Source organism: Actinoplanes awajinensis subsp. mycoplanecinus (assembly GCF_001509495.1).
Classification (GTDB): domain Bacteria; phylum Actinomycetota; class Actinomycetes; order Mycobacteriales; family Micromonosporaceae; genus Actinoplanes; species Actinoplanes palleronii.
Window position 1 is genome coordinate 23988 of the sequence record NZ_LLZH01000313.1, and the last position, 21081, is coordinate 45068.

Annotated in this window: 19 protein-coding genes; 12 read left to right on the forward strand and 7 right to left on the reverse strand. The window is 73.2% G+C overall.

Annotated features, from left to right (window positions below; all coding sequences use genetic code 11):
- Positions 1-12: 12 nt before the first annotated feature.
- From ADL15_RS40575 to ADL15_RS40595, 5 genes are read left to right on the forward strand one after another with little or no spacing between them, the layout of a single operon-like run.
- Positions 13-1068, forward strand: a complete 1056-nt coding sequence (locus tag ADL15_RS40575) for a hypothetical protein (protein WP_067703470.1) — start codon at positions 13-15, stop codon at positions 1066-1068.
- An 8-nt stretch (positions 1069-1076) separates the two neighbouring features.
- A complete protein-coding gene (locus ADL15_RS40580; protein WP_083972390.1) occupies positions 1077-3563 on the forward strand; it encodes a helix-turn-helix transcriptional regulator in 2487 nt (828 codons plus the stop codon).
- Positions 3560-5281: a sensor histidine kinase gene (locus tag ADL15_RS40585; protein WP_067703472.1), complete on the forward strand. Its 1722-nt coding sequence runs from the start codon at positions 3560-3562 to the stop codon at positions 5279-5281. Before ADL15_RS40580 ends, ADL15_RS40585 begins: the two co-directional genes overlap by 4 nt.
- A complete protein-coding gene (locus ADL15_RS40590) occupies positions 5281-5637 on the forward strand; it encodes a DUF742 domain-containing protein (RefSeq protein ID WP_067703475.1) in 357 nt (118 codons plus the stop codon). The genes ADL15_RS40585 and ADL15_RS40590 overlap by 1 nt, the downstream gene beginning before the upstream one ends.
- Before the next feature lie 22 nt (positions 5638-5659).
- On the forward strand, positions 5660-6415 hold the full coding sequence (locus ADL15_RS40595; protein WP_067703478.1) for a cellulose binding domain-containing protein: 756 nt from the start codon (positions 5660-5662) through the stop codon (positions 6413-6415).
- A 157-nt stretch (positions 6416-6572) separates the two neighbouring features.
- On the opposite strand, the gene ADL15_RS40600 is transcribed toward ADL15_RS40595, so the two are convergent.
- The 3 genes from ADL15_RS40600 to ADL15_RS40610 all read right to left on the reverse strand — a co-directional run bounded on the left by ADL15_RS40600 (position 6573) and on the right by ADL15_RS40610 (position 10058).
- Entirely contained in the window at positions 6573-7682 is a 1110-nt protein-coding gene (locus tag ADL15_RS40600) for a caspase family protein (protein WP_067703481.1), read from the reverse strand.
- Complete coding sequence (locus ADL15_RS40605) at positions 7682-8071, reverse strand: type III secretion system chaperone family protein (protein ID WP_067703484.1); 390 nt, start codon at positions 8069-8071, stop codon at positions 7682-7684. The genes ADL15_RS40600 and ADL15_RS40605 overlap by 1 nt, the downstream gene beginning before the upstream one ends.
- A 61-nt stretch (positions 8072-8132) precedes the next feature.
- Positions 8133-10058, reverse strand: coding sequence for a potassium transporter Kup (locus ADL15_RS40610; protein WP_198171228.1), 1926 nt, complete (start codon positions 10056-10058; stop codon positions 8133-8135).
- A gap of 112 nt (positions 10059-10170) precedes the next feature.
- Between ADL15_RS40610 and ADL15_RS40615 the strand changes: the two genes are divergently transcribed.
- The 3 genes from ADL15_RS40615 to ADL15_RS40625 all read left to right on the forward strand — a co-directional run bounded on the left by ADL15_RS40615 (position 10171) and on the right by ADL15_RS40625 (position 14037).
- Complete coding sequence (locus tag ADL15_RS40615) at positions 10171-11175, forward strand: AraC family transcriptional regulator (RefSeq protein WP_067703487.1); 1005 nt, start codon at positions 10171-10173, stop codon at positions 11173-11175.
- 112 nt (positions 11176-11287) lie between these two features.
- Positions 11288-12859 carry a flavin-containing monooxygenase gene (locus ADL15_RS40620; RefSeq protein WP_067703495.1) on the forward strand — a complete coding sequence of 524 codons (1572 nt, stop codon included), beginning with the start codon at positions 11288-11290 and terminating at the stop codon, positions 12857-12859.
- A 5-nt stretch (positions 12860-12864) separates the two neighbouring features.
- Positions 12865-14037 carry a zinc-binding dehydrogenase gene (locus ADL15_RS40625; RefSeq protein ID WP_232344860.1) on the forward strand — a complete coding sequence of 391 codons (1173 nt, stop codon included), beginning with the start codon at positions 12865-12867 and terminating at the stop codon, positions 14035-14037.
- Here the strand turns inward: ADL15_RS40625 and ADL15_RS40630 are convergent.
- Positions 14028-14921, reverse strand: a complete 894-nt coding sequence (locus tag ADL15_RS40630) for a DUF4190 domain-containing protein (RefSeq protein ID WP_067703501.1) — start codon at positions 14919-14921, stop codon at positions 14028-14030. The two genes, ADL15_RS40625 and ADL15_RS40630, sit on opposite strands and share 10 nt — an antisense overlap.
- Positions 14922-15033: 112 nt before the next feature.
- Between ADL15_RS40630 and ADL15_RS52165 the strand changes: the two genes are divergently transcribed.
- Both ADL15_RS52165 and ADL15_RS40635 read left to right on the forward strand, forming a co-directional pair.
- Positions 15034-15378: a zinc ribbon domain-containing protein gene (locus ADL15_RS52165; RefSeq protein WP_198171229.1), complete on the forward strand. Its 345-nt coding sequence runs from the start codon at positions 15034-15036 to the stop codon at positions 15376-15378.
- A gap of 63 nt (positions 15379-15441) precedes the next feature.
- Positions 15442-15792: a hypothetical protein gene (locus ADL15_RS40635; protein WP_067703504.1), complete on the forward strand. Its 351-nt coding sequence runs from the start codon at positions 15442-15444 to the stop codon at positions 15790-15792.
- Positions 15793-15811: 19 nt separating this feature from the next.
- Here ADL15_RS40635 and ADL15_RS40640 read toward each other — a convergent pair whose 3' ends face one another.
- Positions 15812-16303 (reverse strand): hypothetical protein, encoded by a 492-nt coding sequence (locus ADL15_RS40640; protein WP_067703507.1) that lies wholly within the window; start codon positions 16301-16303, stop codon positions 15812-15814.
- 37 nt (positions 16304-16340) lie between these two features.
- Positions 16341-16931, reverse strand: a complete 591-nt coding sequence (locus ADL15_RS40645; RefSeq protein WP_157441923.1) for a hypothetical protein — start codon at positions 16929-16931, stop codon at positions 16341-16343.
- A 197-nt stretch (positions 16932-17128) separates the two neighbouring features.
- On the opposite strand from ADL15_RS40645, the gene ADL15_RS40650 reads away from it, so the two are divergent.
- The gene (locus tag ADL15_RS40650; protein WP_067703517.1) at positions 17129-18343 is read left to right on the forward strand and encodes an oxygenase MpaB family protein; all 1215 of its coding nucleotides are present in this window, start codon (positions 17129-17131) and stop codon (positions 18341-18343) included.
- Between the two features lie 27 nt (positions 18344-18370).
- Here the strand turns inward: ADL15_RS40650 and ADL15_RS40655 are convergent, their stop codons facing one another.
- Positions 18371-19561 (reverse strand): TetR/AcrR family transcriptional regulator, encoded by a 1191-nt coding sequence (locus tag ADL15_RS40655; protein WP_067703520.1) that lies wholly within the window; start codon positions 19559-19561, stop codon positions 18371-18373.
- Positions 19562-19745: 184 nt separating this feature from the next.
- Between ADL15_RS40655 and ADL15_RS40660 the strand changes: the two genes are divergently transcribed.
- Complete coding sequence (locus tag ADL15_RS40660) at positions 19746-21080, forward strand: extracellular solute-binding protein (RefSeq protein WP_067703527.1); 1335 nt, start codon at positions 19746-19748, stop codon at positions 21078-21080.
- The last annotated feature ends 1 nt before the right edge of the window (position 21081 follow it).

The window sequence follows — 21081 nt, forward strand, 5'->3', positions numbered from 1 at the left end:
AGGAGTGACAACGTGCCCTACGTCCTGGGGATCGACATCGGCGCCGGCAGCACCAAGGCCGCCGTCTGCCGGCGTGCCGACGGGCCCGGCCGGGGCTGGGGCCCGCCGCAGCCGGTGCCGCTCGGCGTGCGCAGCCGGACGGTCTCCTCGGCGCTGGTGATGACCCCGGACGGCGACGTGGTGCCCGCCGGCCTGGGCCGGGAGCCGGTGGCCGGCGCGGTCGGCGGCTACCTGCACGCGGTCGGGGACAGCACGCCGATGCCGTTCGGCGACGACTACTACCCGGCGCACGGCATGGTCGCGGCGATGGCCCGCTGGGTCGTCGACCGGGTCTGGCAGCAGCTCGACGAGCCGCCCGAGCGGATCGCCTGCGCGTACCCGTCGGGCTGGGGCGCCGGTCGGCTGCACCTGCTGCACTCCGCGCTGGGCGAGGCCGACCTGGCACACACCGCGCTGGTCACCCGGGCCCGGGCGGTGGTGGAGAGCCACCAGGCCGCCGGGCGGGTGCCGGCCGTCGGCGGGCCGCTGCTGGCGTACCGGATCGGCGGGTCGACCTGCGAGCTGGCGGTCGCGGCGCCGCACGGGCCGGGCCGGCTCGAACTGCTCGGCAGCACCGAGTTCGCCGAGCCCGGCGGCTTCGACCTGGACGGGCTGAACCCGGCCGCCGCACGGGCTCTGCTGCTGCCCACTGTGGACCTCGCGATGCACACCGTGCGCGCCTGCGGTGTCGCGCCTGGTGATCTTTCCGCGGTCTTGATCGCTGGGGGCTCCGGGCCCGTATATACCCTTGTGTCTGATCTGCTCACCGCGGCTTTCCCGGTGCCGGTGCTGCGTGACCAGGACGCGCTGATGACGGTGGCGGCCGGCGCGGCGCTCGCCGTGCGACCCCAGGTGCGCCGCCCGGCCCCGCCGTCGCGGCCGGCGCCTCCGGACGAGCCCGAGCTGGCGGCCGTGGCGAGCATCCCGACCGACGCGTGGCCGCAGGTCACCCGGTCCGGTCCGGCCACCGCCGAGCGCCCGCCGCGCCCACCGGTCACGGTCGCCGCGATCCGCCCGGCCGACCGGTGAACGCGCCGGTGACCACCGGGCCGTCGACCGGTTCCCCGGCCGCCGACCTGCTCGCCCAGGTGACCGCGGATCCGCTCGCCCCGCTGCAGGTCGTGATCGGCGCGCCCGGCGGGTACGGCAAGACCGCGCTGCTGCACGAGCTGGCCGGTGTGTGGCAGCGGGCCGGCGTGACGGTGGCGACCCCGTGGCAGCCCGACGGCGCCGCCGAGCAGGTGCTGCTGGCCGACGACGCGCACCGGTACGACCCGGCGAAACTGCACGAGCTGCTGGTCTACGCCGGCCGGCCCGGTGCGCGGATCGTCGTCGCGTACCGGCCCTGGCCCCGCCCGGCCGGCCTGCCGGAGCTGGTCGGCCTGCTGCGCCGGGCCCGGCCCCCGGTGCGGCTGCCGGCGCTGACCGCCGAGCAGGTCCGTGACCGGCTGGCCGGGACCGTCGCGGACCCGTCACCGGAGCTGGTCGCCGCGGTGACCGAGCAGACCGGGGGCGTGCCGCGGTACGTCGCCCGGGTGGCCGCCGCGCTCACCCCGGCCGATGCCGTGGCCGGCCGGCTGCCGGTCGCCGCGCTGGCCGGCTTCGCGCCCGAGCTGGACGAGCTGGACCCCGGCCTGCGCACCCTGCTGCTGGCCGCCGAGGCCGGCGCCGGGCACTCCTTCGACCTGGTGTCGGCGCTGCTGGAACGGGACGCCGCGACGGTCGCCGACCTGGTCGACGCGGGCCGGGCGACGGGTCTGCTGAGCGCCGACGGCGCCCTGGTGCCGCTGGCCCGGCGGGCGATCGCCGCGCTCGGCCCGATCGGGCACCGCATCGACGTGCGGCAACGGCTGGGCGCGCTGCAACTGGCCCGCGGCGGGCCGGTGCTGCCGTTGGTCCGGCCGCTGCTGCGCGACGGCGGTGGCGGCCTGGTGCCGGGCGCCGCCGGCGGTGGGCTCGGCGAGGTGTACGAGGCCGCCGCCGAGGAGGTGCTCGGCGACGATCCCCGGCTGGCCGCCGAGCTGTTCGCGGCCGCGGCCGGGGCCGGCCGGGGCACCGCGACCCGGCGCGCGCTGGCCACCGCGCTCGCCGGTGACCTCGACGAGGCGTCCCGGCTCGCCGACCAGGCCCTGGCCACCGGTGCCCCGCGGCAGCGGGCCGAGGCCGCGTACGTGGCGGCCGTCGTGCTCACCCAGCGCGGCCAGACCGCACAGGCCGCGGCGCTGTACCAGTGGTCACCGTCGCCGACCACCGCCGGTTTCGCCGCGATCGCGTTGATCGGCACCGGCCACGCCGGCGACGCGCTCGCGCCGGGTGGCGAGCCGCGCTTCCCGGGTGGCGCACCGGGCAGCGCACCACCGACCCTGGTCAGCTCGGCCGCCACGCTGATGGCCCGCGGGATCGCCGAGTCGGTCGGCGGCACCCCGGCCGCGGCGCTCTCCGCGCTGGTGCAGGCGTCGGCGACGATCGAGCCGGCCGGGCCGACCGTGCTGCTGCCGGACACCCCGGCGGCGCTCGGCGCCACCGTCGCCCTGCACTGCGCCGAACTGGACACCGCCGACGCGCTGCTGACCCGGGCGGTGCACACCGGCACCGGCGGCGCCCTGCTGGCCGACCGGCACCGGCTGCTGCGGGCCTGGGTGCTGATGCTGCGCGGCCGGGTCGGCGAGGCGTACACCCTGGTGCCGGACGGCCGCCCCGGCCGGGACCGGCTCTTCGCCTGCGCGCTGCGGGCCGGGCTCAGCCGCCGGGCCAGCGACCTGGTCGGCCTGCGCAGCGGCTGGCCGGACGCCTGCCACGCGCTGATCGGCCAGCCGGTCGACCTGTTCACGCTGCTGCCGCTGGGCGAACTGGCGGTGGCCGCCGCCCACCTCGGCGAGCAGCACCGGGTCGCCGGGCACCTGGCCGAGGCCGACCGGCTGCTGGACGCGCTCGGCAACCCGCCGTTGTGGAGTGCCCCGCTGCACTGGAACCGGCTGCACGCCGCGGTGCTCACCGACGACCACGAGGCAGCCGGGCGGACCGCGCGCACGCTGGCCGGTCTGCGCGGGTTCAGCCCGTACACGGCGGCCGTCGCGGTCGCCGCCGACCAGTGGCTGGACGTGCTGGCCGGCCGGGCCGAGCCGGGTGCGGTGGTCACCGCGGCGCACGGGCTCAGCGCGCTCGGACTGATCGGCGACGGCGCCCGGCTGGCCGGTCAGGCCGCCATCCGGACGGCGGACCGCAAGGCGATGACGTTGCTGCTGGACTGCGCCCGGGCGCTGCAGGAGCGGGCCGCCGGGCCGGGCGAGGCCGTACCGGTGCTGAGCAACCGGCTGCCGCACCTGCTCAGCGACCGCGAGCGCGAGGTCGCCGCGCTGGTCCTGGCCGGGCTCACCTACAAGCAGGTGGCCGAGCGGCTCTACCTGTCGGCGAAGACGGTGGAGCACCACATGGCCCGGATCCGGCAGCGTCTCGGGGTCACCGGGCGCCAGGAACTACTGACCCGGCTGCGCACCCTGATCGGCCCGGAGGACGAGCGATGAGCTTCCGTACGAAACTGATCGCCGGCCTGACGCTGCTGGTCGGGCTCTGGGCGGCCGCGGCGATCCCGGCCCTGCTCGGCGCGCTGGACGTGGTGTCCGCGCGGACCACCGCGGATCGCCTCGGCGCACCGGCCGGCACCCTGGTGCTGGCGCTGGAGACCGAGCGGCGCCTCTCGGCAGGCTCGCCGGTGAGCCCGCCGGCCGGGCTGGCCGCCCAGCGTGAGCGCACCGACCAGGCCCGGCGGGCGCTGCGTACCGCCCGGGACGGCGGCATCAGCGGGCCGGGCGGCACCGACGCCACCCGGCAGGCCGACGCTCTGCTGCAGCGCACCGCGCAGCTGCCCGATCTCCGGTCCCGGATCGACGGCGGGCAGCTCGCCCGGGTGCCGGCCGTCGACGCGTACACCGCACTGATCGACCCGGACGGGCTGGTCACCCCGACCGTCTACCCCGACCGGGTGGGTGGGCCGGCGGCCGCACTGTCCGCGCTGAGCCGCTCCCGGGAACTGCTCGCCGAGCAGGACGCGCTGCTGGCCGCGATGACCGGCCCGGCCGCGCTCACCGCCGCGGACCGGGCCCGGCTGTCCACGCTGGCCGGCGCGCGCCGGGTGCTGCTCGCCGCGGCCGGTGCCGGCCTGCCCGCCGCGGTCACCGACCGGCACCGGGCGCTGGCCGCCGACACCGCCCTGGTCACGGCGGAGAACACGCTGCTCGCCGGCCGGGACGGCGCGCCCGCCTGGTCGGCCGCGTTCAACCGGGTCAACACCGCGCTCTGGCAGCTGCAGGCCGACGGCGACCAGGCGGCCGGCGACGCGCGGACCGGCGACGCGGTGCTCAGCGTGGTCCGGGCCGGCGTGGTCGGCGCGGTGGGACTGATCGCGGTGGTCGTCGTCCTGGTGCTGGCCCGGCGGTCCGCGGCGGCCGGCCCGGTCGCGCCCGGAACCGCCCGGGCCGCGGGTCGCAGTGGCGCGCCGGCCGGGCACGCCGCGCTCGACCCGCTGCTGCGCGACCTCGAACGCCGCAACCAGGGCCTGCTGCACCGGCAGCTGCGGGTGCTGGACGCGCTCGCCCGCCGCGAGACCGACGACGGCACCCTGGGTGACCTGTTCCGCGCCGACCACCTGGCCAACCGGATGCGCCGCAACCTGGAGAAGGCGATCACGCTGTCCGGCGGCACCCCGGGCCGCCGGTGGAGCGGCCCGGTGCCGCTGGCCGACGTGGTCCGGGCGGCGGCCTCGGAGATCAGCGAGCACGGCCGGGTCTCGACGTCACGGATCGAACCGGTCACCCTGGCCGGCCCGGCGGTGACCGATCTGATGCACCTGCTCGCCGAGCTGATCGAGAACGCGGCCACGTTCGCGCCGGCCGAGACCCGGGTCCGGGTGACCGGCGCGCGGGTCGCGGCCGGATACCGGCTGGTGGTCTCGGACGTCGGCCCCGGGATGACCGACGACGACCTGGCCACCGCGGCGCGGGTGCTGGCCGCCGCCGATCCGCCGGACGGCGGCACCTGGTGGGGCCTGTACGCGGCCGGCCGGTTCGCCGCTCGAGCGGGCCGGTGGCCCGGCGGTGAAGGTTCCCGGCAGGACGTCGCGGTGACGCTGCGCAACGGCCCGGACGGCGGCCTCGACGCCGAGGTGCTGGTACCGGCCGCCCTGATCGGCGCGGTCACCGACGAGCACGTCACGCTGCACGACCTGGCACCGGTGATCCCCTGATGGCCCGCCCCGAGGACGCGTGGTGGGACGACGACGCCGGCCCGCTGGTCCGCCTGTACGCCCGGGTCGGTGGCCGTAGCGCCGCACTGCCCGGCGGCCTGGAGCTGAGCGCCATCGTGCACTGCCCGCCGGAGACCCCGGAGCCGGACGGGCTCTCCGCCGACCAGCTGGCCGCGCTGCGGCTGGTCCGCCGGCCGCTGGCGCTCTCCGAGGTCGCGGTCCGGCTGGGCCTGCCGATCGGGGCGGCCCGGTTGCTGCTGGGCGAGCTGCTCGCGGCCGGGCTGATCGAGGTACGCCAGCGGGACTCGTCCCCGGCGGTGCTGGAACAACTGCTCAGCGGGTTGCGCTCGCTGTGAGATCGATTCGCGGAAGGCTCAGATGAACGACACCGGGTCACGGCAGCGGCGATCGCTGACCGTGGTTCTCCTCGACGGGGTGCTGCGGCTGCTCACCATCACCCCGACGCCGAAGGTGCACGATCCGGGCGCCCGGCGTGGCCTCGGCCGCTATGCCGTGCTGGCCGGCCTGCTCGCCGCGCTGGCCGGCACCGTCCTGCTGGTCGTGGTGCTGGTCCGCGACCCCGGCGACCCGGCCCCGCCGCCCGATCCGGCCGCGGCCCTGCCCGGCGCGCCGCGCTCGGCCGACCCGGCCTGGCCGCAGCCGGTCCTGCCGTCCTCGGCCACCGTCACCACCACGGCCACCTCGGCCGCGCCGGCGTCGGCGACACCCTCCGCGTCGTCCGGCCCGGTCCGGGTCGTGCCGGGCACCTCGCCGTCGGCGGGGTCGGTGCCGGTCACCGGGAGCACCCCGGTGCCGTTGACCGCGGCGTACCAGACCTCCGGTGGCCTGCTCGGCGCGTACCGGATGACCGTGACGGTGGCGAACCCCGGCACCACCGCGGCGAACGGCTGGACGCTGACGGTGACCCTGCCCCGGGCGACGCTGCGGGTCGGCTCGGTCACCGGCGCCACCGCGGCCCAGGACGGGTCCACCTGGACGTTCGTCCCGGACACCGGTACGTCGCCGGTGCCGGCCGGCGGCTCGGTGGCGGTGGCGTTCACGGTCAGCGGCGCCACCCTGATCGACGCGGCACCGCAGGGGTGCAGCATCGACGGCACCGCCTGCACGAGCTGAGGCCGTGCTCCGGCCGCCGGTGTGCCCGGCGGCCGGTTCCGGTCAGCCCAGGAAGTCGCGGCGGGTGGCCGGCATGGCGCTGGTGCCGTCCCGGTGGTCCTTGACCGCGAGGACCGCGATGGCGTCGGTGGCCATGAGGAACCTTGTGGTGCAGGACTCAGTCACCGTCGGTGCCGAAGATCTCGAACTCCAGCGCGTCGGCGTGCAGCGCGACCTGGTAGCAGTGCGCGGCCAGCTGCTGACTCGACGTGCCGGCCAGTGGGGTGAACGACTGGGTGACGATCTCCGGCACCCCGGTCTCGCCGGCCACCAGGGCGATCCGGCCGTATCCGGGCCGCGCCGAGCCGGCCAGCAACCGCTCCGGCGTGACCAGCGCCGACGTCGGTCCCACCCGCGCCTCCATCCCGCACAGCTCGACACCTTCGCTGAACGGCTCGGCGCCGTCCACCACGAAGACCACGACCTCATGGGTACGACCAGCCGGCAGCGGAACCGTCACCGCGTAGTGACTGTCGTGCTTCTCCCACGTGGCACCGAGATGCCCGGTGAAGCCACGGATCCGCCGCGCGATCCCCTTGGCGCGCCCACCGGTCACCGCGGCCGGCGGCAGACCCGCGACCGCGGGGTCCGGCGGCAGCGGCGCGTCGGTGAGCAGCCACCGCGCGATCAGATCGTCCAGCCCGACGTCCGGGTCCTGTCCCGCCTCGAGGAAGTCGACGGCCCGTTCCAGGGTCACCGGCCGGCCCCACCCGGCGACCAGGGGGTGGCCGCCGAACGCGGTCCGCCAGGCCGGCGCGTACGCCCCGACGTAACAGGCGCCGAGCACCGCCAGCCGCAGCCCGGGCGTGACCGTCGCCGGGTCGATGTCGGCGGGGGAGACCAGTGCGCCGTCGCAGCACTGCAGCCGCCCGTCCGCGCCGCCGTGCGATGACCAGTAGAACCCGGCGGTCCCGTCCGCGGCCACCGCGTCGAGCAGGTCCTGCCGGGTGGCCTGCCGGTCGACGACCACGGTGAACCCGGCCCCGCGCAGCACGGCGACGTCGTCGTCGATGTGCGCGAGCTCCTCGGCCAGCATCGACCGGTCCTGCTCGCTAGCGGTCTTGTAACCGAACAGGAAGTGGAACGTCTTGCCGTCACCCGGGCCGGCGCCGGTCGGCTCGTGCACCACCCGCGCGGCCGGGTCGTCGCTGCGCGAGTCCGCGGTCCAGTGCTTCGGCCCGCTCGGTACGTTCGCCCAGTCCGCCGGGAGGAAGACCTCGTCGGCCATCAGTAGTCGTCCTTGGCGGTGAACTCGCGCTCGAGCTGGTCCGCGATGGTCGCGACGATCTGCAGCGGCAGGGCGAACTCCTGCTGGTCCAGGGTGGCGATCGCGGCCCGGTGCACGAGCAGGTAGTCACCGTCGCTGTCGAGGGCGAGCGCGCCCATGTTGAGGTCGGCGTTCTTGCGCAGCGCGACCCGCGGGCTCATCTCGGCCTCGGCGCAGACGAAGCTGCGGAACTCGACCCACTCCTGGCCGTACGCCTCGTACCGGCTCACCACGATCCGCTGCGACCGGCCCGTCTCCTGCGCCCAGATCACGCTGAACCACTCGTCTTCGATCTTCTCCAGGGTGTACTGGGTGCGCGCGTGCTCGCGGAGCTCGTGCCAGGTCGGCATCGGGGGAGTCCTGTCCTGTGTGGAGGGGATGTCGTCGCGACGGATCACCCTAAATCACCGGTCAGACCTCGATGCGGGACCCCATGATCACGGTACGGGTGCGGGGCAGCCCGAAGTAGTCGGCCGCGTCCGCGGTGGCGTGCGTGGTCGCCATGAACAGCCGCTTGCGCCACGGCGCCATCGTCCCCGCGCCGCCGGGCCGCAGCTCGATCTTCGACAGGAAGTACGACGCGTCGTCGAGGTTCAGCTGCCCCTCGGTCGTCTCCGGGTCGAGCATCCGCAGCGCGGCCGGGATGTCCGGGGTCTCCATGTAGCCGTACCGGGCGATGACGTGGAAGATGCCGTCGTTGGCGTAGCCGAGGTCGTCGATGACGATCCGCTCGTGCTCGGGTACCCGGGGCACCGGCTCGGTCTCGATCGACATGATGATCACGTGTTCGTGGCGGACGCTGTTGTGCTCGACGTTGGCCCGCATGGCCAGCGGCGCGGTGGTCTTGCCGCGGTTCAGGAAGACCGCCGTGCCCGGCACCAGCTGGGTGGGCGCGCCGCCGTTGCGGATCTCCTCGACGAACTCCTGCAGCGACCCCTCCAGCCGTTCCCGCTCGGCGGTCACCACCTGGCGGCCGCGCTGCCACGTGGTCATCAGCGTGAACGCGGTCAGCGCGATGGCCAGCGGCAGCCACGCGCCGTGCACCAGCTTGGTCAGGTTGGCCCCGACGAACAGCAGGTCGACCGCGAGCAGCACGGTCGCCGCGGCGCCGATCGCCCAGAGCGGCGCGCCCCACCGCTTGCGGGCCACGTAGAGCGACAGCAGCGTGGTGATGGTGATGGTGCCGGTCACCGCCATGCCGAACGCGTACGCCAGCGCGGCCGAGCTGCGGAACGCGAAGACCAGGGTCAGCACCGAGACGAGCAGCAGCCAGTTGATCCACGGCACGTAGATCTGGCCGATCGACGACTCCGACGTGTGCGCGATCCGCAGCCGGGGCAGGTAGCCGAGCTGGCCGGCCTGCGACGCCACCGAGTACGCCCCGGTGATCACGGCCTGCGAGGCGATCACCGTGGCCGCGGTGGCCAGCAGGACCAGCGGCAGACGGGCCCACTCCGGTGCCAGCAGGAAGAACGGGCTGCTCACGTTGGACTGGTCGGCGAGGATCAGCGCGCCCTGGCCCAGGTAGCTGAGCGTGCACGCGGGCAGCACCAGGAACAACCAGCCCCGGGTGATCGACCGCCGGCCGAAGTGGCCCATGTCGGCGTAGAGCGCCTCGGCGCCGGTGACCGCCAGCACGATGGCCGCGAGGGCGAAGAACGCGATGCCGAAGTGGCCGGTCAGGAACCCGATCGCGTACGTCGGGGAGAGCGCCTTGAGGATCTGCGGGTGGTCGGCGATGCCGACCACGCCGAGCCCGCCGATCGCCAGGAACCAGGCGATCATCACGGGACCGAACACCCGGCCGACCGCCGCCGTGCCGCGCCGCTGGACCAGGAACAGCACCACGATGATCACGGCCGTGATCGGTACGACGAACGAGTCCATCGACGGCTCGACGATCTTCAGGCCCTCGACCGCGGACAGCACCGAGATGGCCGGAGTGATCATGCTGTCGCCGAAGAACAGCGACGCGCCGAAGATGCCGACCGCGGCCAGCAGCGCAGCGGTCCGGCGCCCCGGTGACGCGGCCTGGCGCTTCAGCAACGCGATGAGCGCCATGATGCCGCCCTCACCCTCGTTGTCGATCCGCAGCGCCAGCAGGATGTACGTCACGGTCACGATGATCATCACGGACCAGAAGATCAGCGAGACCACGCCGTACACGTTGGCCGAGCTGACCGGGACCGGGTGCGGGTCGTCCGGGCTGAACACGGTCTGCAGCGTGTAGATCGGACTGGTGCCGATGTCGCCGAACACCACACCCAGCGCTCCGACGATCACCGCCAGCCGCACGCTGTCATGCCGCTTGGATGTCGTCTCTTGCCCGTCGGCCACGGCCCCGTACCCCTCTGACCGCAGCACCCTGCGGATCTTGAACAAGTGCGTCTCGGCGCGACCCTACTCGTCCCGCCGCTGGGTAGCATCGGCAACGGAGACGAGGGGACTCATGGCGACCATCCGGGCGGCGGGCATCCGCGGCTTCGCGCTGGTCGTGCGGCAGCTCGGCGCGGACCCGGCGCCGCTGGTGCGCTCGGCCGGGCTGGACGTCGCGGTGCTCGACCACGACGACGTGCCGATCGCCGACTGGCGGCTCGCCGCGCTGCTCGAGCACGCCGCGCACGAGCTGAACTGCCCCGACCTGGGCCTGCGGATGGCGGCCAGCCACGGGCTGGACACGCTCGGGCCGCTCGCCGTGCTGCTGGCCAACTGCCGGACCGGCGCGGACGTGCTCGCGGCCACCGAGCGCTATCTGGCCGTGCACAGCGACGCGCTGCACGTCGACCTCACCGCCGATCCGCGCGGCGAGCCGGGGGTGATCGCGTTGCGCTACCGCGGGCAGCACGGCTCCGGTGCGCCGCCGGTGCAGGCGATGGACGCCGGGATCGGGTTCCTGCACCGGGCGTTGGGGTTGCTCTTCGGTACGGACTACGGGCTGCTCGGTGTCGAGCTGTCGTACCGGCCGGTCGCCGGGGCCGGCTGTCATCGGCGGTTCTTCGGCGCCTCGGTGCACCCCGGCGCGGCCGAGTCGGTGCTGCGGGTGCCGGCCGAGCTGCTGGCCCGGCCGGTCGCCGGGGCGCGGGAGGGGCTGCGGGAGCAGGCCGAGGCGTACCTGCGCACGCTGCTGCCCCCGGCGGGGGAGCTGACCGGGCGGGTGCGCGCGGTGGTCGACGACTTCCCGGTGCTCGGCGCGATGCCCCTGGACACCATCGCCGGCCTGCTCGCGATGCACCCCCGGACGGTGCAGCGGCGGCTCGCGGAGCTCGGCACCACGTACGAAAAGATCGTTGATGGGGTTCGCCGGGACCGCGCCCGGCACTATCTGACCGAAACTCACCTGCCGTTCCACGACGTCTCGGCGCGGCTCGGCTTTGCCGAGCAGGCCACGTTCAGCCGGGCCTGCCATCGCTGGTGGGGTGTGCCGCCACGCCGGGTCCGCGCCCCCGGCGGGTGATCTCGCGCGACGCGACCGCTGATTGTCGCGCAGGGTCAAGTTTTCCGTACGGATCGGCAGCAGGATCGTGTCACACGTTGGTAACACGCTTTCGTGACACGAGGGGGCTGCCGTGACGGATACGCACGTCGACGTGCTGATCGTCGGTGCCGGGATATCCGGGATCGACGTCGCCTACCGGATCCGGGAGCAGTGTCCGGAACTGACCGTGACCATCGCCGAGGCACGTGACCGGCTCGGCGGCACCTGGGACCTGTTCCGCTATCCGGGCGTCCGATCCGACTCGGACATCTACACGCTGGCGTTCCCGTTCCGCCCGTGGACCGGCGAACGGTCCATCGTCGAGGGCGGCGACCTGCTCGCCTACGTCCGGGAGACCGCCCGGTCGACAGGTGTCGACCAGTTGATCGAGTACGGCACCCGGGTCGAGGCGGCCGACTGGTCCAGCGCGGACGCGCGATGGCGGATCCGGGCGCGGCGCGACGGTGAGCCGGTCGGCTACGTGGCCCGCTTCGTGGTGTTCTGCACCGGCTACTACGACTATGACAAGCCGCACGACCCGGGCTTTCCCGGCGTCGAGGACTTCGCCGGGCAGCTCGCGCACCCGCAGTTCTGGCCGGCCGACCTGGACCACACCGGCAAGCGCGTGGTCGTGATCGGCTCCGGGGCGACCGCGGTGACCGTGGTGCCCGCGATGGCCGCCGGCGCCGCGCATGTGACCATGCTGCAGCGCACGCCGACCTACGTGCTGGCCCAGCCGAGCACCGACGCGATCGCCCGGCTGCTCGGCCGCGGCCTCTCGCCGGCCGCCGTGCACCGGATCGCCCGGGCCAAGAACACCACCGCCCAGTGGGCGCTCTACCAGGCCTGCCGGCGCTTCCCGAACCGGATGCGCGCCCTGCTGCGCAAGGGCGCGATCAGTGCGGTCGGCTCGGCGGAGGTGGTCGACCGGGATTTCACGCCACCGTACGACCCGTGGGAGCAGCGGCTGTGCATCGCCCCGGACGGTGATCTCTTCCGGTCGATCCGGTCGGGTGATGCGTCGGTGGTCACCGGCCACGTCGACCGCTTCGTCCCCGCAGGGATCCGGCTGACCGACGGGACGGTGCTCGAGGCGGACATCGTGGTGACCGCGACCGGTCTGCGGATCAAGCTGCTCGGCGGGGTGGCGATCACCGTCGACGGGGTGGCCAAGGACCTGTCGGAGTCCTGCGCCTATCACGGGACCCTGCTCAGCGGGCTGCCGAACCTGGCCGTGTGCATCGGCTACATCAACCTGTCGTGGACGGTGCGGGCCGACGTGACCGCGCGGTTCCTGGCCCGGTTGCTGCGCAAGCTGCTCGACACCGGCGCGGAGAGTGTCGTGCCGGAGGTGCCGGCGGATCTGGGGCCGACCGGGCCGTTCATGGACATGCCGTCGGGGTATCTGGCCCGGGCTGCCGGGTTGATGCCGCGGGCGGGGCGGCGCTATCCGTGGGCGTTCCGGCAGAACGTCCTGCTGGACACGTGGTCCACCAACCGCTCCAGGTTGGAGGAGGGCCTGCGCTGGCGGCGGGCCCGGCCTTCACCCGCTCCCGTTTCCGGTCAGCCCGCTTCCGATCAGCCGGTCTCGGGTCAGTCCGCTTCCGATCAGGCCGTTTCTGGTCAGCCCGTTTCTGATCAGGCCGGGGATCCTCGCTCATGAGGGCCGTGACCGTGCATGACGGTGTGCTCGAGGTGGCCGAGGTGCCGCTGCCCGAGCCCGGCCCCGGGCAGGTGCGGCTGCGCGTCACCCGGGCCGGGATCTGCGGCTCCGACCTGCACGTCCGCTTCGAGGCCGACGCCAGCGCGGACGTCGCCGCCGAGGTCGGCTACCCCGACTTCATGCGGCGCGCCCACCGGGTGGTGATGGGGCACGAGTTCACCGGCACCGTCGACGCCTACGGCCCCGGCTGCCGGCGCCGCTGGAAACCGGGCCAGCCGGTCGTGTCCCTGCCGCTGATCCGGCACGGCGACGAGGTGCACATGCTCGGGCTGTCCGAGCACGCTCCCGGTGCGTACGCGGAATATGTCCTTGTCGCCGAGGACGCCACCATGCCGGTACCGGCGGGCGTCGACCCGGACCTGGCCGCGCTCACCGAACCGCTTGCCGTCGCCCACCACGCGGTCCGCCGCGGCGCCGTCGCCGCCGGCGACGCCGCGGTCGTCATCGGCTGCGGCCCGATCGGCCTCGCGGTGATCCTGATGCTCAAAGCCTCCGGGGTACGCCGGGTCGTCGCCAGCGACTACTCCGCCGGCCGCCGCGCCCTGGCCCGCGCGTGCGGCGCCGACCTCGTCGTCGACCCGGCCGCCGAGTCCCCCTGGGACGTCCTCGGCGACCAGCGCGGCCTGGTCCGCTCGGCCACCCGGCTCTACGGCGCGGGCCTGGACGCCCTGCACACCCTGCAGAAGGTCCCGGGGGTTCCGTGGTGGTCCCTGATCCGGCTGGGCGAACGGCTCGGCGCCGGCCCGCGCGGCGCGGTCGTCTTCGAGTGCGTCGGCCTGCCCGGCGTGATCGAGGACATCGTCACGCACGCCCCGTTCCGCTCCCGGGTCGTGGTGGTCGGGGTGTGCATGCGCCCGGACACGTTCCGCCCCACGATGGCCAGCAACAAGGAACTCGACCTGCGCTTCTCGTTCTGCTACGACCCCGCGGAGTTCCGCGACACCCTGCGAATGATCGCCCGGGGCCGCATCAACCCGCGCCCGCTGCTGACCGGCGTGGTCGGTCTCGGGGGAGTGGCCGACGCCTTCGACCGCCTCGGCAAAGCCGACCACCACGCCAAGATCCTGGTCGACCCGGCCAGCCCGGTGTCCCAGCTACCCGACCAGGCTCACGGATAGACCATGGATCCGGTCCACTGGCCCGAGGGCGGCACCGCGATGCAGATGACTCGGGGCTTCGGGGATCTGCGGCTGGGATAGATGTAGACCAGCCGCGCGTCGGCGAACTTGCCGACCGCGTACCGATCAAGGGTCTTGTCGCAGTGCTTGCCGGCCAGCTTCTCCATCTCCGCGTCGCCGGGATGGGCGCCGGACGGCGGGGCCCAGATGTCGAAGACCTCGCCACCGTGGTCCTGGGAGCAGAGCCGGACGACGAACTCGTCGGGGCTGCCGTTCGCGTCGACATAGCTGAGGCAGTCGCCGAGTGTGAGGTCCTTGGCGAGCCTCTGGCCGGGCCCGGAGGTGCTGCCGGTCCGGAAGGGCGTGGTCGCGGTCGCGCTTGCCGTCGCCGTCGGCATGCTCACGGGTGTGGTGGCGGTCGTCCTGTTGCCGGAACTGAACGCTCCGTTCGAGATCACCGCGGCGAGGACCGCGACCCAGGCCGTGGAGATACCCAATCCGGCGATGGCCAGTGCCCGGCCGCGCCCGCCGTGCGTGCTGAGCTGCGACAGCGCGATGATGCCGAGCGGAATGCTGAGCATGATGACACCGAGGACGGCGAGGACCAGCGAGACGATCGCGACGCCGTTCGTCGTCCCGGCGGGCAGGTCGGGCATCGGGTAGCCGGGCGGCACATAGCGGGCCGGCGGGTACCCGGAACCCCCGGGCGGCGCCGGATACGGATAGGCCTGTGGTGCGGGATATGGCTCGGCCCACGCCGCCGGAGCCGGGTCATCGGCGCTCGGCAGGCTCGACGGCGCGCCCGCGATCAGCGGATCGGCCGCCGGCGGCAGCGGCGCCGGACCGGCCGTAGGATCCGGCCGCGCGGGATTTTCCTGGTTCACGCCGGGACGCTAACCCAGAAGTTGATCCTCAAAGGACCCCACCGGTTCCGATTCGATCTCAACGCCCGCGACCACAGTGCACCCTGGCCGGGCGCGCTGGTCACGGCGGTGGGTGCGCGCTGAATCCGGTTCGGCGCAGGAGGGTGGACAGCAGCGTTATGGGCGCACGTTCGCCCGGGTGGACCGGTTCTTCCCGTCCACCCGGATGTGCTCGGAATGCGGCCGGATCAACGACAAGATGGCCCTCGATGTCCGAGCGTGGAACTGCCTCTGCGGCAGCCACCACGACCGCGACGTCAACGCCGCGAAGAACATCAAGGCCGCCGGACAGGCGGACTTCAACGACCGTGGAGCGCAGGTAAGACCAGGACTCGTCCCGGCACCGCGCGGCGAAGCGGTAACCCACCCGGACGCGGCGTGTTCCACGCGCAGCGTGGAGGGAATCTCCGTCCTTTAGGGCGGAGAGGATGTCAAAGGATCTCATCCTGTACGGCGTCGTCGCGGCTTTAAGATCCACGCCATGCACAGCACGCTCGTGGAGCACGCCCGGTGCCGTTACGGAGATGAGTATCGACCGACTGTCGTGGCGCGATGTGCGCAGGACCGGGACGATCGGTACTTCATCGAGAGGCTGACCTTCGCCGGGGCGGAGGACATCCTGGTGATGCTGCGCGAGCTGTGCCCCAACCTGGTCGACGGACTTCTGCCGGTCTGGGTGCGCAACCTGGCCTATCGGCTGGTGATCCTCCAGCGCCCCGACGACCCCGGCCTGATGCGTGAGGCCGCCCAGAACCTCTGGCTGCACGGCCCGGACTGGGACGACATCGCAGCCGACCTGGAACACCGCGCCACAGCCCTCGAAGCGACCTGATCGGCGAGTCGGTGCCGGGTCAGAAGCCGGGTGCGCCGCCGGCGGCGAGGCGGGCGGCGGCCTCGGCGGGGCCGTCGTAGTAGCCGGGGCGGGCGAGCAGCACCGACTGGAAGTAATACCCCTGTTCCTCGGCCGGGTCGTCGTCCGCGGCGAACGGGCGCCACAGCGACAGCAGCAGGTCAGGGGCGACGAAACCGTCGTCCTCGGCGACCAGCGTGGTGTGGACGCGGAGGAGTTCGACGACCTGCAGCGCGGGCAGGCCGAACACGTCGACGCCGCGGTAGTTCACGGTGTCGCTGTGCTCCGGGCGGTACAGCTCGACCGCGTCGACCAGCCGCGTCGCACCGAAGCCGACGCTGAAGCGCAGGTGGCCGGGGCGGTTCAGCGCCAGCTCGCCGAGCCTGGTCGCGGCGAGCGGCCCGAGGGTCGCCAGGGCCGCCCGCGCCTCGTCGCCGGTCATGCCCAGGTGCAGCGGGCCCACCCCGCGCGGCGGGTCGAGAGTGAAATCCATCCGCGGATCATGCCCGACCCGGCCCGCCCGCCGTGTGTCAGGCCAGGTTCTTCTTCGCGGCCAGCAGGCGGCCCATCTGCTCCGGATCGGAGCGGCTGCGGCCCCACAGGATCTGGGTGAGCACTTCCGGCGCCGCGTTGCACAGCACCAGCGCGGGGTGCTGCTCCAGCCCGTGCGTCTGGCTCGCCGCGGTCAACGCCTGCTGCAACACCCCGCCCTGCGCCGCGGTCGCCAGCGACGCCACCCCGGCGTGCGGGGGCCACGGGTGGCACACCTGGTGCGGGCTGCCCGCCTCGCCGGTCGGGTCGATGGCGAGCAACGTCTGGTACGCCGCGAACAGCAGCAGGCGCTCCGGCGGCGCGAGCTGGCCGTGCAGCATGGTGAAGCACGTCTCGGCCATGCACGCCGGGTTCTTGCCCAGCTCGTCGGACCACTCGACGACAGCGTCGGCGACCGCGTCCACGGCGACGATCACCGTACGCGTGGGGTGGTCGGAGGCGAGCGGCATCAGCGCGTGCAGGGCCAGGCTGGCGCCGGCCGAGTCGTCGGTGAGGCGCGCCTCGGCCATCTGCCAGAACGCCCTCCACGCGGCAGCGGTCGCAGGGTCCGGTTGGAGTCGCAGAGTCATATCCCCACGGTGTCGTATCCGTTGATCTTTCGCCGCCCCGGCATCACTAATGCCGAAAAATACGGACAACGAAGGTTCTGTGTGGACACCCGCAGAGGGAAACATCCAAACTTGCCGATGGTTCGAGGCGTCACTATGTTAATGGAAAATCACATAGCGATGAACATCGAAACCCACTGTTCAAGGCAGGTAAGCTAATGCAGAATCTCTCTCGAAGAGGTGTCCTGACGCTTGGCGCCGCACTGGGGCTGACCGCCGTCGCCGATCCCACCCGAGCCTGGGCGTGGTCGTCCACCGCGTCGATCGCCGGCACCGACGCGGTCACCGACCCGTGGTCGGTCTGGGACGACGCCACCGACCCGCTCGTCGCCTCGCTGCTGACCAACGGGCAGATCCCGGCGGTCAACACCGCGTTCGACTCGTGGGTCAACAACGGCGACGCGCTGCCCGCGGGCCTGCCGGCCGGGCTCACCACCTACCTCCAGCAGGTGAACACGCTGCCGTCCTGGGCCGACCCGGTGAAGCTGCAGCAGGGCGCCCAGTTCAACAAGCGGATGAGCCTCTACCTGTTCCTGCTCTACGGCCTGGGCAGCGGCATCATGAGTACGGTGATCCCGCGCGAGGCCCGCAACGTCTACTGGTCCGCCGGCGGCGCCGAGATGCAGTCCCGCGCGGCCAAGACCTTCACGTACGGCTACGACTTGAGCGCACCGGACGCGTTCCAGCCGACCGGCCACTTCGTGGTCACCTCGAACAAGACGCGCCTGACCCACGCCGCGGTCCGGCACCTGTTGCCGCAGTCCCCGGCGTGGCGCTCGGTCACCGACGACCAGGATTTCCGGCCGATCAGCAACGGCGACATCCTGATCACGTTCCACAGTCTCGGCACGTTCGTGTACGGCAAACTGAACGCCTGGGGCATCCGGATGTCGGCCACCGAGCAGGCGGCCTACCTGCACATGTGGCAGGTCGCGCTGCACCTGCTGGGTGTCCGCGACGACTTCATCCCGGCGAGCTGGGCGGCCGCGAAACAGCAGTCCGCGTACGCGCTGACCCCGATCCTCGCGCCGACGCCGGAGGGTCTGGACCTGGCCGGGATCCTGCTCGGGCTGACCGCGCAGATCGACCTGGGCGTGACCCGCGGTTTCCTGAACGAGTTCGTCCGCTACGTGCTCAGCGACAAGATCGGCGACTGGTTGAAGCTGCCGCGCGATCTCGTGTCCCGGGGCCTGATCGAGGTGGGCTGGCCCGCCTACGTCGCGTTCCGGGAGGGGCTCTCGCCGATCCTGCCCACCGGGTTCTCGATGTTCGACAAGTTCGTCCGCGCCCTGGCCATGCTGTTCCTGAACAACGGCACCTCGCCGAGCTACACCCCGATCACCATCCCGACCGGCAACCGCCCCGGCGCCTGAAAAGACCGCCCCGGCGCTTGAAGAAACTCAGAGCAGCGCGCCGATCACCAGCGCGGTGACCGCCTCCCGGTGCGCCACGGTGTCCCGCCAGCGCAGCGCCCGCCCGGCCTCGACCACCACGCCGAACCCGGCGTGCACGAGCAGCCGGGCCTGGCGTGGGTCCAGCTCCGGCCGCGCCGCCCGCAGCTGCTGCTCCCAGACCGCGATGTGCTCCCGCTGGGCGAGCAGCAGCGGCCGCCGCACGTCGGCCGGCAGCCCGCCCAGCTCGGCCTCGGCCACACTGGTCAGCGCGTTGTGCTCGAAGCTGTACGCCACGTACGCCGCGGTCAGCGCGAGCACGGTGTCGCGCGGGTCGCCGGCCCGGTGCAGGCTGCGCTCGACGGCCTGGCCCAGCAGCCCGGCGGCCTGCAGGCACGCGGCCACCAGGATGTCGACCTTGCCGGGGTAGTGCCGGTAGAGCGCGGACGGCGCGAGCCCGACCGCCTGCGCGATCTGCCCGTTGGTGACGGTGGCGAACCCGTCCCGGGCGAACAGCGGGACGGCCGCGGCCAGGATCTCGGCCCGCCGGGTGCGGGGCACCGGCGGGGCGAGCAGTTCGACCAGCCCCGCGCTGCCCGCGGCCGCGGCCGGGTCGGTGGCGGCGACGCGCGTCGCGGCGTACACCAGCAGGTTTTCGATCTTCCGGACGCCCATCGAGGTGTGGTGCATGGTGATCGACCCGATCGCGCCGAGTGCGGCCACCGCTCGCAGCCGGTCCTCGGGCGCCGGGTGCTCGCGCCGCACCACCTCGGTGACCCGGCCGACGACCTGGCCGAACTTGCCGCGCACCCGCCGGCGGTCGACCGGCGCCAGGTAGCGCGCCTCCCACCGGTAGAGCCCCCCGGCCGCCCGGTGCGCGACGGTGACCCGGGTGAGCGCGGCGAGCACGTCGTGCAGGGACGCCTCGGGCGGCGCCTGGTCGAGCGCCGCGACCAGCCGGTCCACCATGACGTCGGCGCACTCGGCGAACAGCGCGTACTTGTTCGGGAAGTGCCGGTACAGCGCCGCCGCGCTGATGCCCACCCCGGCAGCGATCTCCTCCATCGACGCGGCGTGATAGCCGCGCGCGCTGAACACCTGGCCGGCCGCCTCGACGATCAGCTGCTTGCGGTTGCGCGGGCGGGCGGCCGCGGCCGGCCCGGCGCTCACCGCATCACTCGCGCCGTCGGACGCGGACATCCGGCCATAGCGGCCAGTCAATCACAGCGGTGTGCCGGAGTCCCCGTTCCATGTAGGAGATCGAAACATAGGAAGTTTTTGTTGACTAGAGGACTCGACAGTCGTAATTTTCATCAGCAACAGCGAGCCATGAAAACTATGACCGCCTTCTGATATTCCGGCATCCCTTCCGAGGAGCATCCTCATGCCTAGACGTAGCTACATCGCTACCACTGCGGCCTGTGTCGCGACCGTCCTGACCCTGGCCGCCTGCGGGGGCGGCGGCGGGAGCACGGCGTCCGGCGACGACGGCTCGCCCAAGGCCGTGCCGAACACCCGCGGCGAGGGCAAGAGCCTCACCGTCTGGGTGATGGACGGCGACTACACCGAGGCCACCCTCAAGGTGATCAACGACCAGTTCACCCAGGCCACCGGCGCGCAGGTGGACCTGCAGATCCAGCAGTGGGACGGGATCACCACCAAGATCAGTACGGCGTTGTCCACGTCCGGCACCCCCGACGTGCTCGACCTGGGCAACACCCAGGTGCCCGGGTTCGCCGCCAACGGTGGCCTGCTCGACCTGACGCCGTACCAAGCCGACCTGAAGCAGGGCCGCACCTGGCTGGCCGGCCTCGAGGAGCCGGCCACCGTGGACAAGGCGCTGTACGCGGTGCCCGGGTTCGCCGGCGCCCGCGCGGTCATCTACAACAAGAAGACCTGGGCGGCGGCCGGCGTCACCGCGGCGCCGACCACCTACCCGGAGCTGACCGCGGCCCTGGACAAGGTCAAGGCGGCGAGCCCGGCGGCCGACTTCGCGCCGTTCTACCTGCCCGGGCAGTACTGGTTCGCCGGCCTGCAGTTCGTCTGGGACGCCGGCGGCGACATCGCCACCAGCGACGGCGGCGCGTGGAAGGGCGGCTTCTCCAGCCCGGCCGGGCAGAAGGGCCTGGAGGACTTCAAGACCTTCCAGAACACCTACTCGACCGCGGCCTCGCGGGCCCTGGACACCATCACACCGGACCAGAACCAGGTGTTCGCGGACGGCAAGACCTCGGCCATCCTGTCCACGACCGGCTCGCTCGGCCTGATCCAGAAGGCCAACCCCAAGATCAAGAGCGATGATCTGGGTACGTTCCCGTTCCCCGGCACCTCGGGCAAGGCGCAGCCGGTGATGCTCGGCGGCTCCGACTGGGGCATCGCCACCAAGAGCGACACCCCCGAGCTCGCCCTGCAGTGGGTGAAGATCGCCGCCAGCCCGGCGGTGCAGGACAAGAACGTGTTCGGCAACGACGGCTGGATCCCGAACAGCACCGAGGGCATCCAGGCCGCGCAGCCCAGCCTCGACGAGCAGCAGAAGGGCTTCTTCACCGCGGCCCTGACCTCGAAGGCCACCCCGGCGGCCGCCCAGTGGCCGACCATCGAGGGCGACAAGAGCATCAACCAGGTCTTCTCCGCCGTCGCCTCCGGTGCCAAGCCGGCCGCGGACGCCGGCAAGGAGTTCGACTCGCACCTGGACGCGGTCCTCGCCGGCGGCAAGTGAC

Bases quoted from the DNA above. Each gene is read 5' to 3' on its own strand.
- ADL15_RS40635 (WP_067703504.1), top strand. From the start codon at position 15,442: ATGCACAGCACGCTCGTGGAGCACGCCCGGTGCCGTTACGGAGATGAG.
- ADL15_RS40650 (WP_067703517.1), top strand. From the start codon at position 17,129: ATGCAGAATCTCTCTCGAAGAGGTGTCCTGACGCTTGGCGCCGCACTG.
- ADL15_RS40595 (WP_067703478.1), top strand. From the start codon at position 5,660: ATGAACGACACCGGGTCACGGCAGCGGCGATCGCTGACCGTGGTTCTC.
- ADL15_RS40645 (WP_157441923.1), bottom strand. From the start codon at position 16,931: ATGACTCTGCGACTCCAACCGGACCCTGCGACCGCTGCCGCGTGGAGG.
- ADL15_RS40660 (WP_067703527.1), top strand. From the start codon at position 19,746: ATGCCTAGACGTAGCTACATCGCTACCACTGCGGCCTGTGTCGCGACC.
- ADL15_RS40585 (WP_067703472.1), top strand. From the start codon at position 3,560: ATGAGCTTCCGTACGAAACTGATCGCCGGCCTGACGCTGCTGGTCGGG.
- ADL15_RS40600 (WP_067703481.1), bottom strand. From the start codon at position 7,682: ATGGCCGACGAGGTCTTCCTCCCGGCGGACTGGGCGAACGTACCGAGC.
- ADL15_RS40590 (WP_067703475.1), top strand. From the start codon at position 5,281: ATGGCCCGCCCCGAGGACGCGTGGTGGGACGACGACGCCGGCCCGCTG.
- ADL15_RS40640 (WP_067703507.1), bottom strand. From the start codon at position 16,303: ATGGATTTCACTCTCGACCCGCCGCGCGGGGTGGGCCCGCTGCACCTG.
- ADL15_RS40615 (WP_067703487.1), top strand. From the start codon at position 10,171: ATGGCGACCATCCGGGCGGCGGGCATCCGCGGCTTCGCGCTGGTCGTG.
- ADL15_RS40655 (WP_067703520.1), bottom strand. From the start codon at position 19,561: ATGTCCGCGTCCGACGGCGCGAGTGATGCGGTGAGCGCCGGGCCGGCC.
- ADL15_RS40605 (WP_067703484.1), bottom strand. From the start codon at position 8,071: ATGCCGACCTGGCACGAGCTCCGCGAGCACGCGCGCACCCAGTACACC.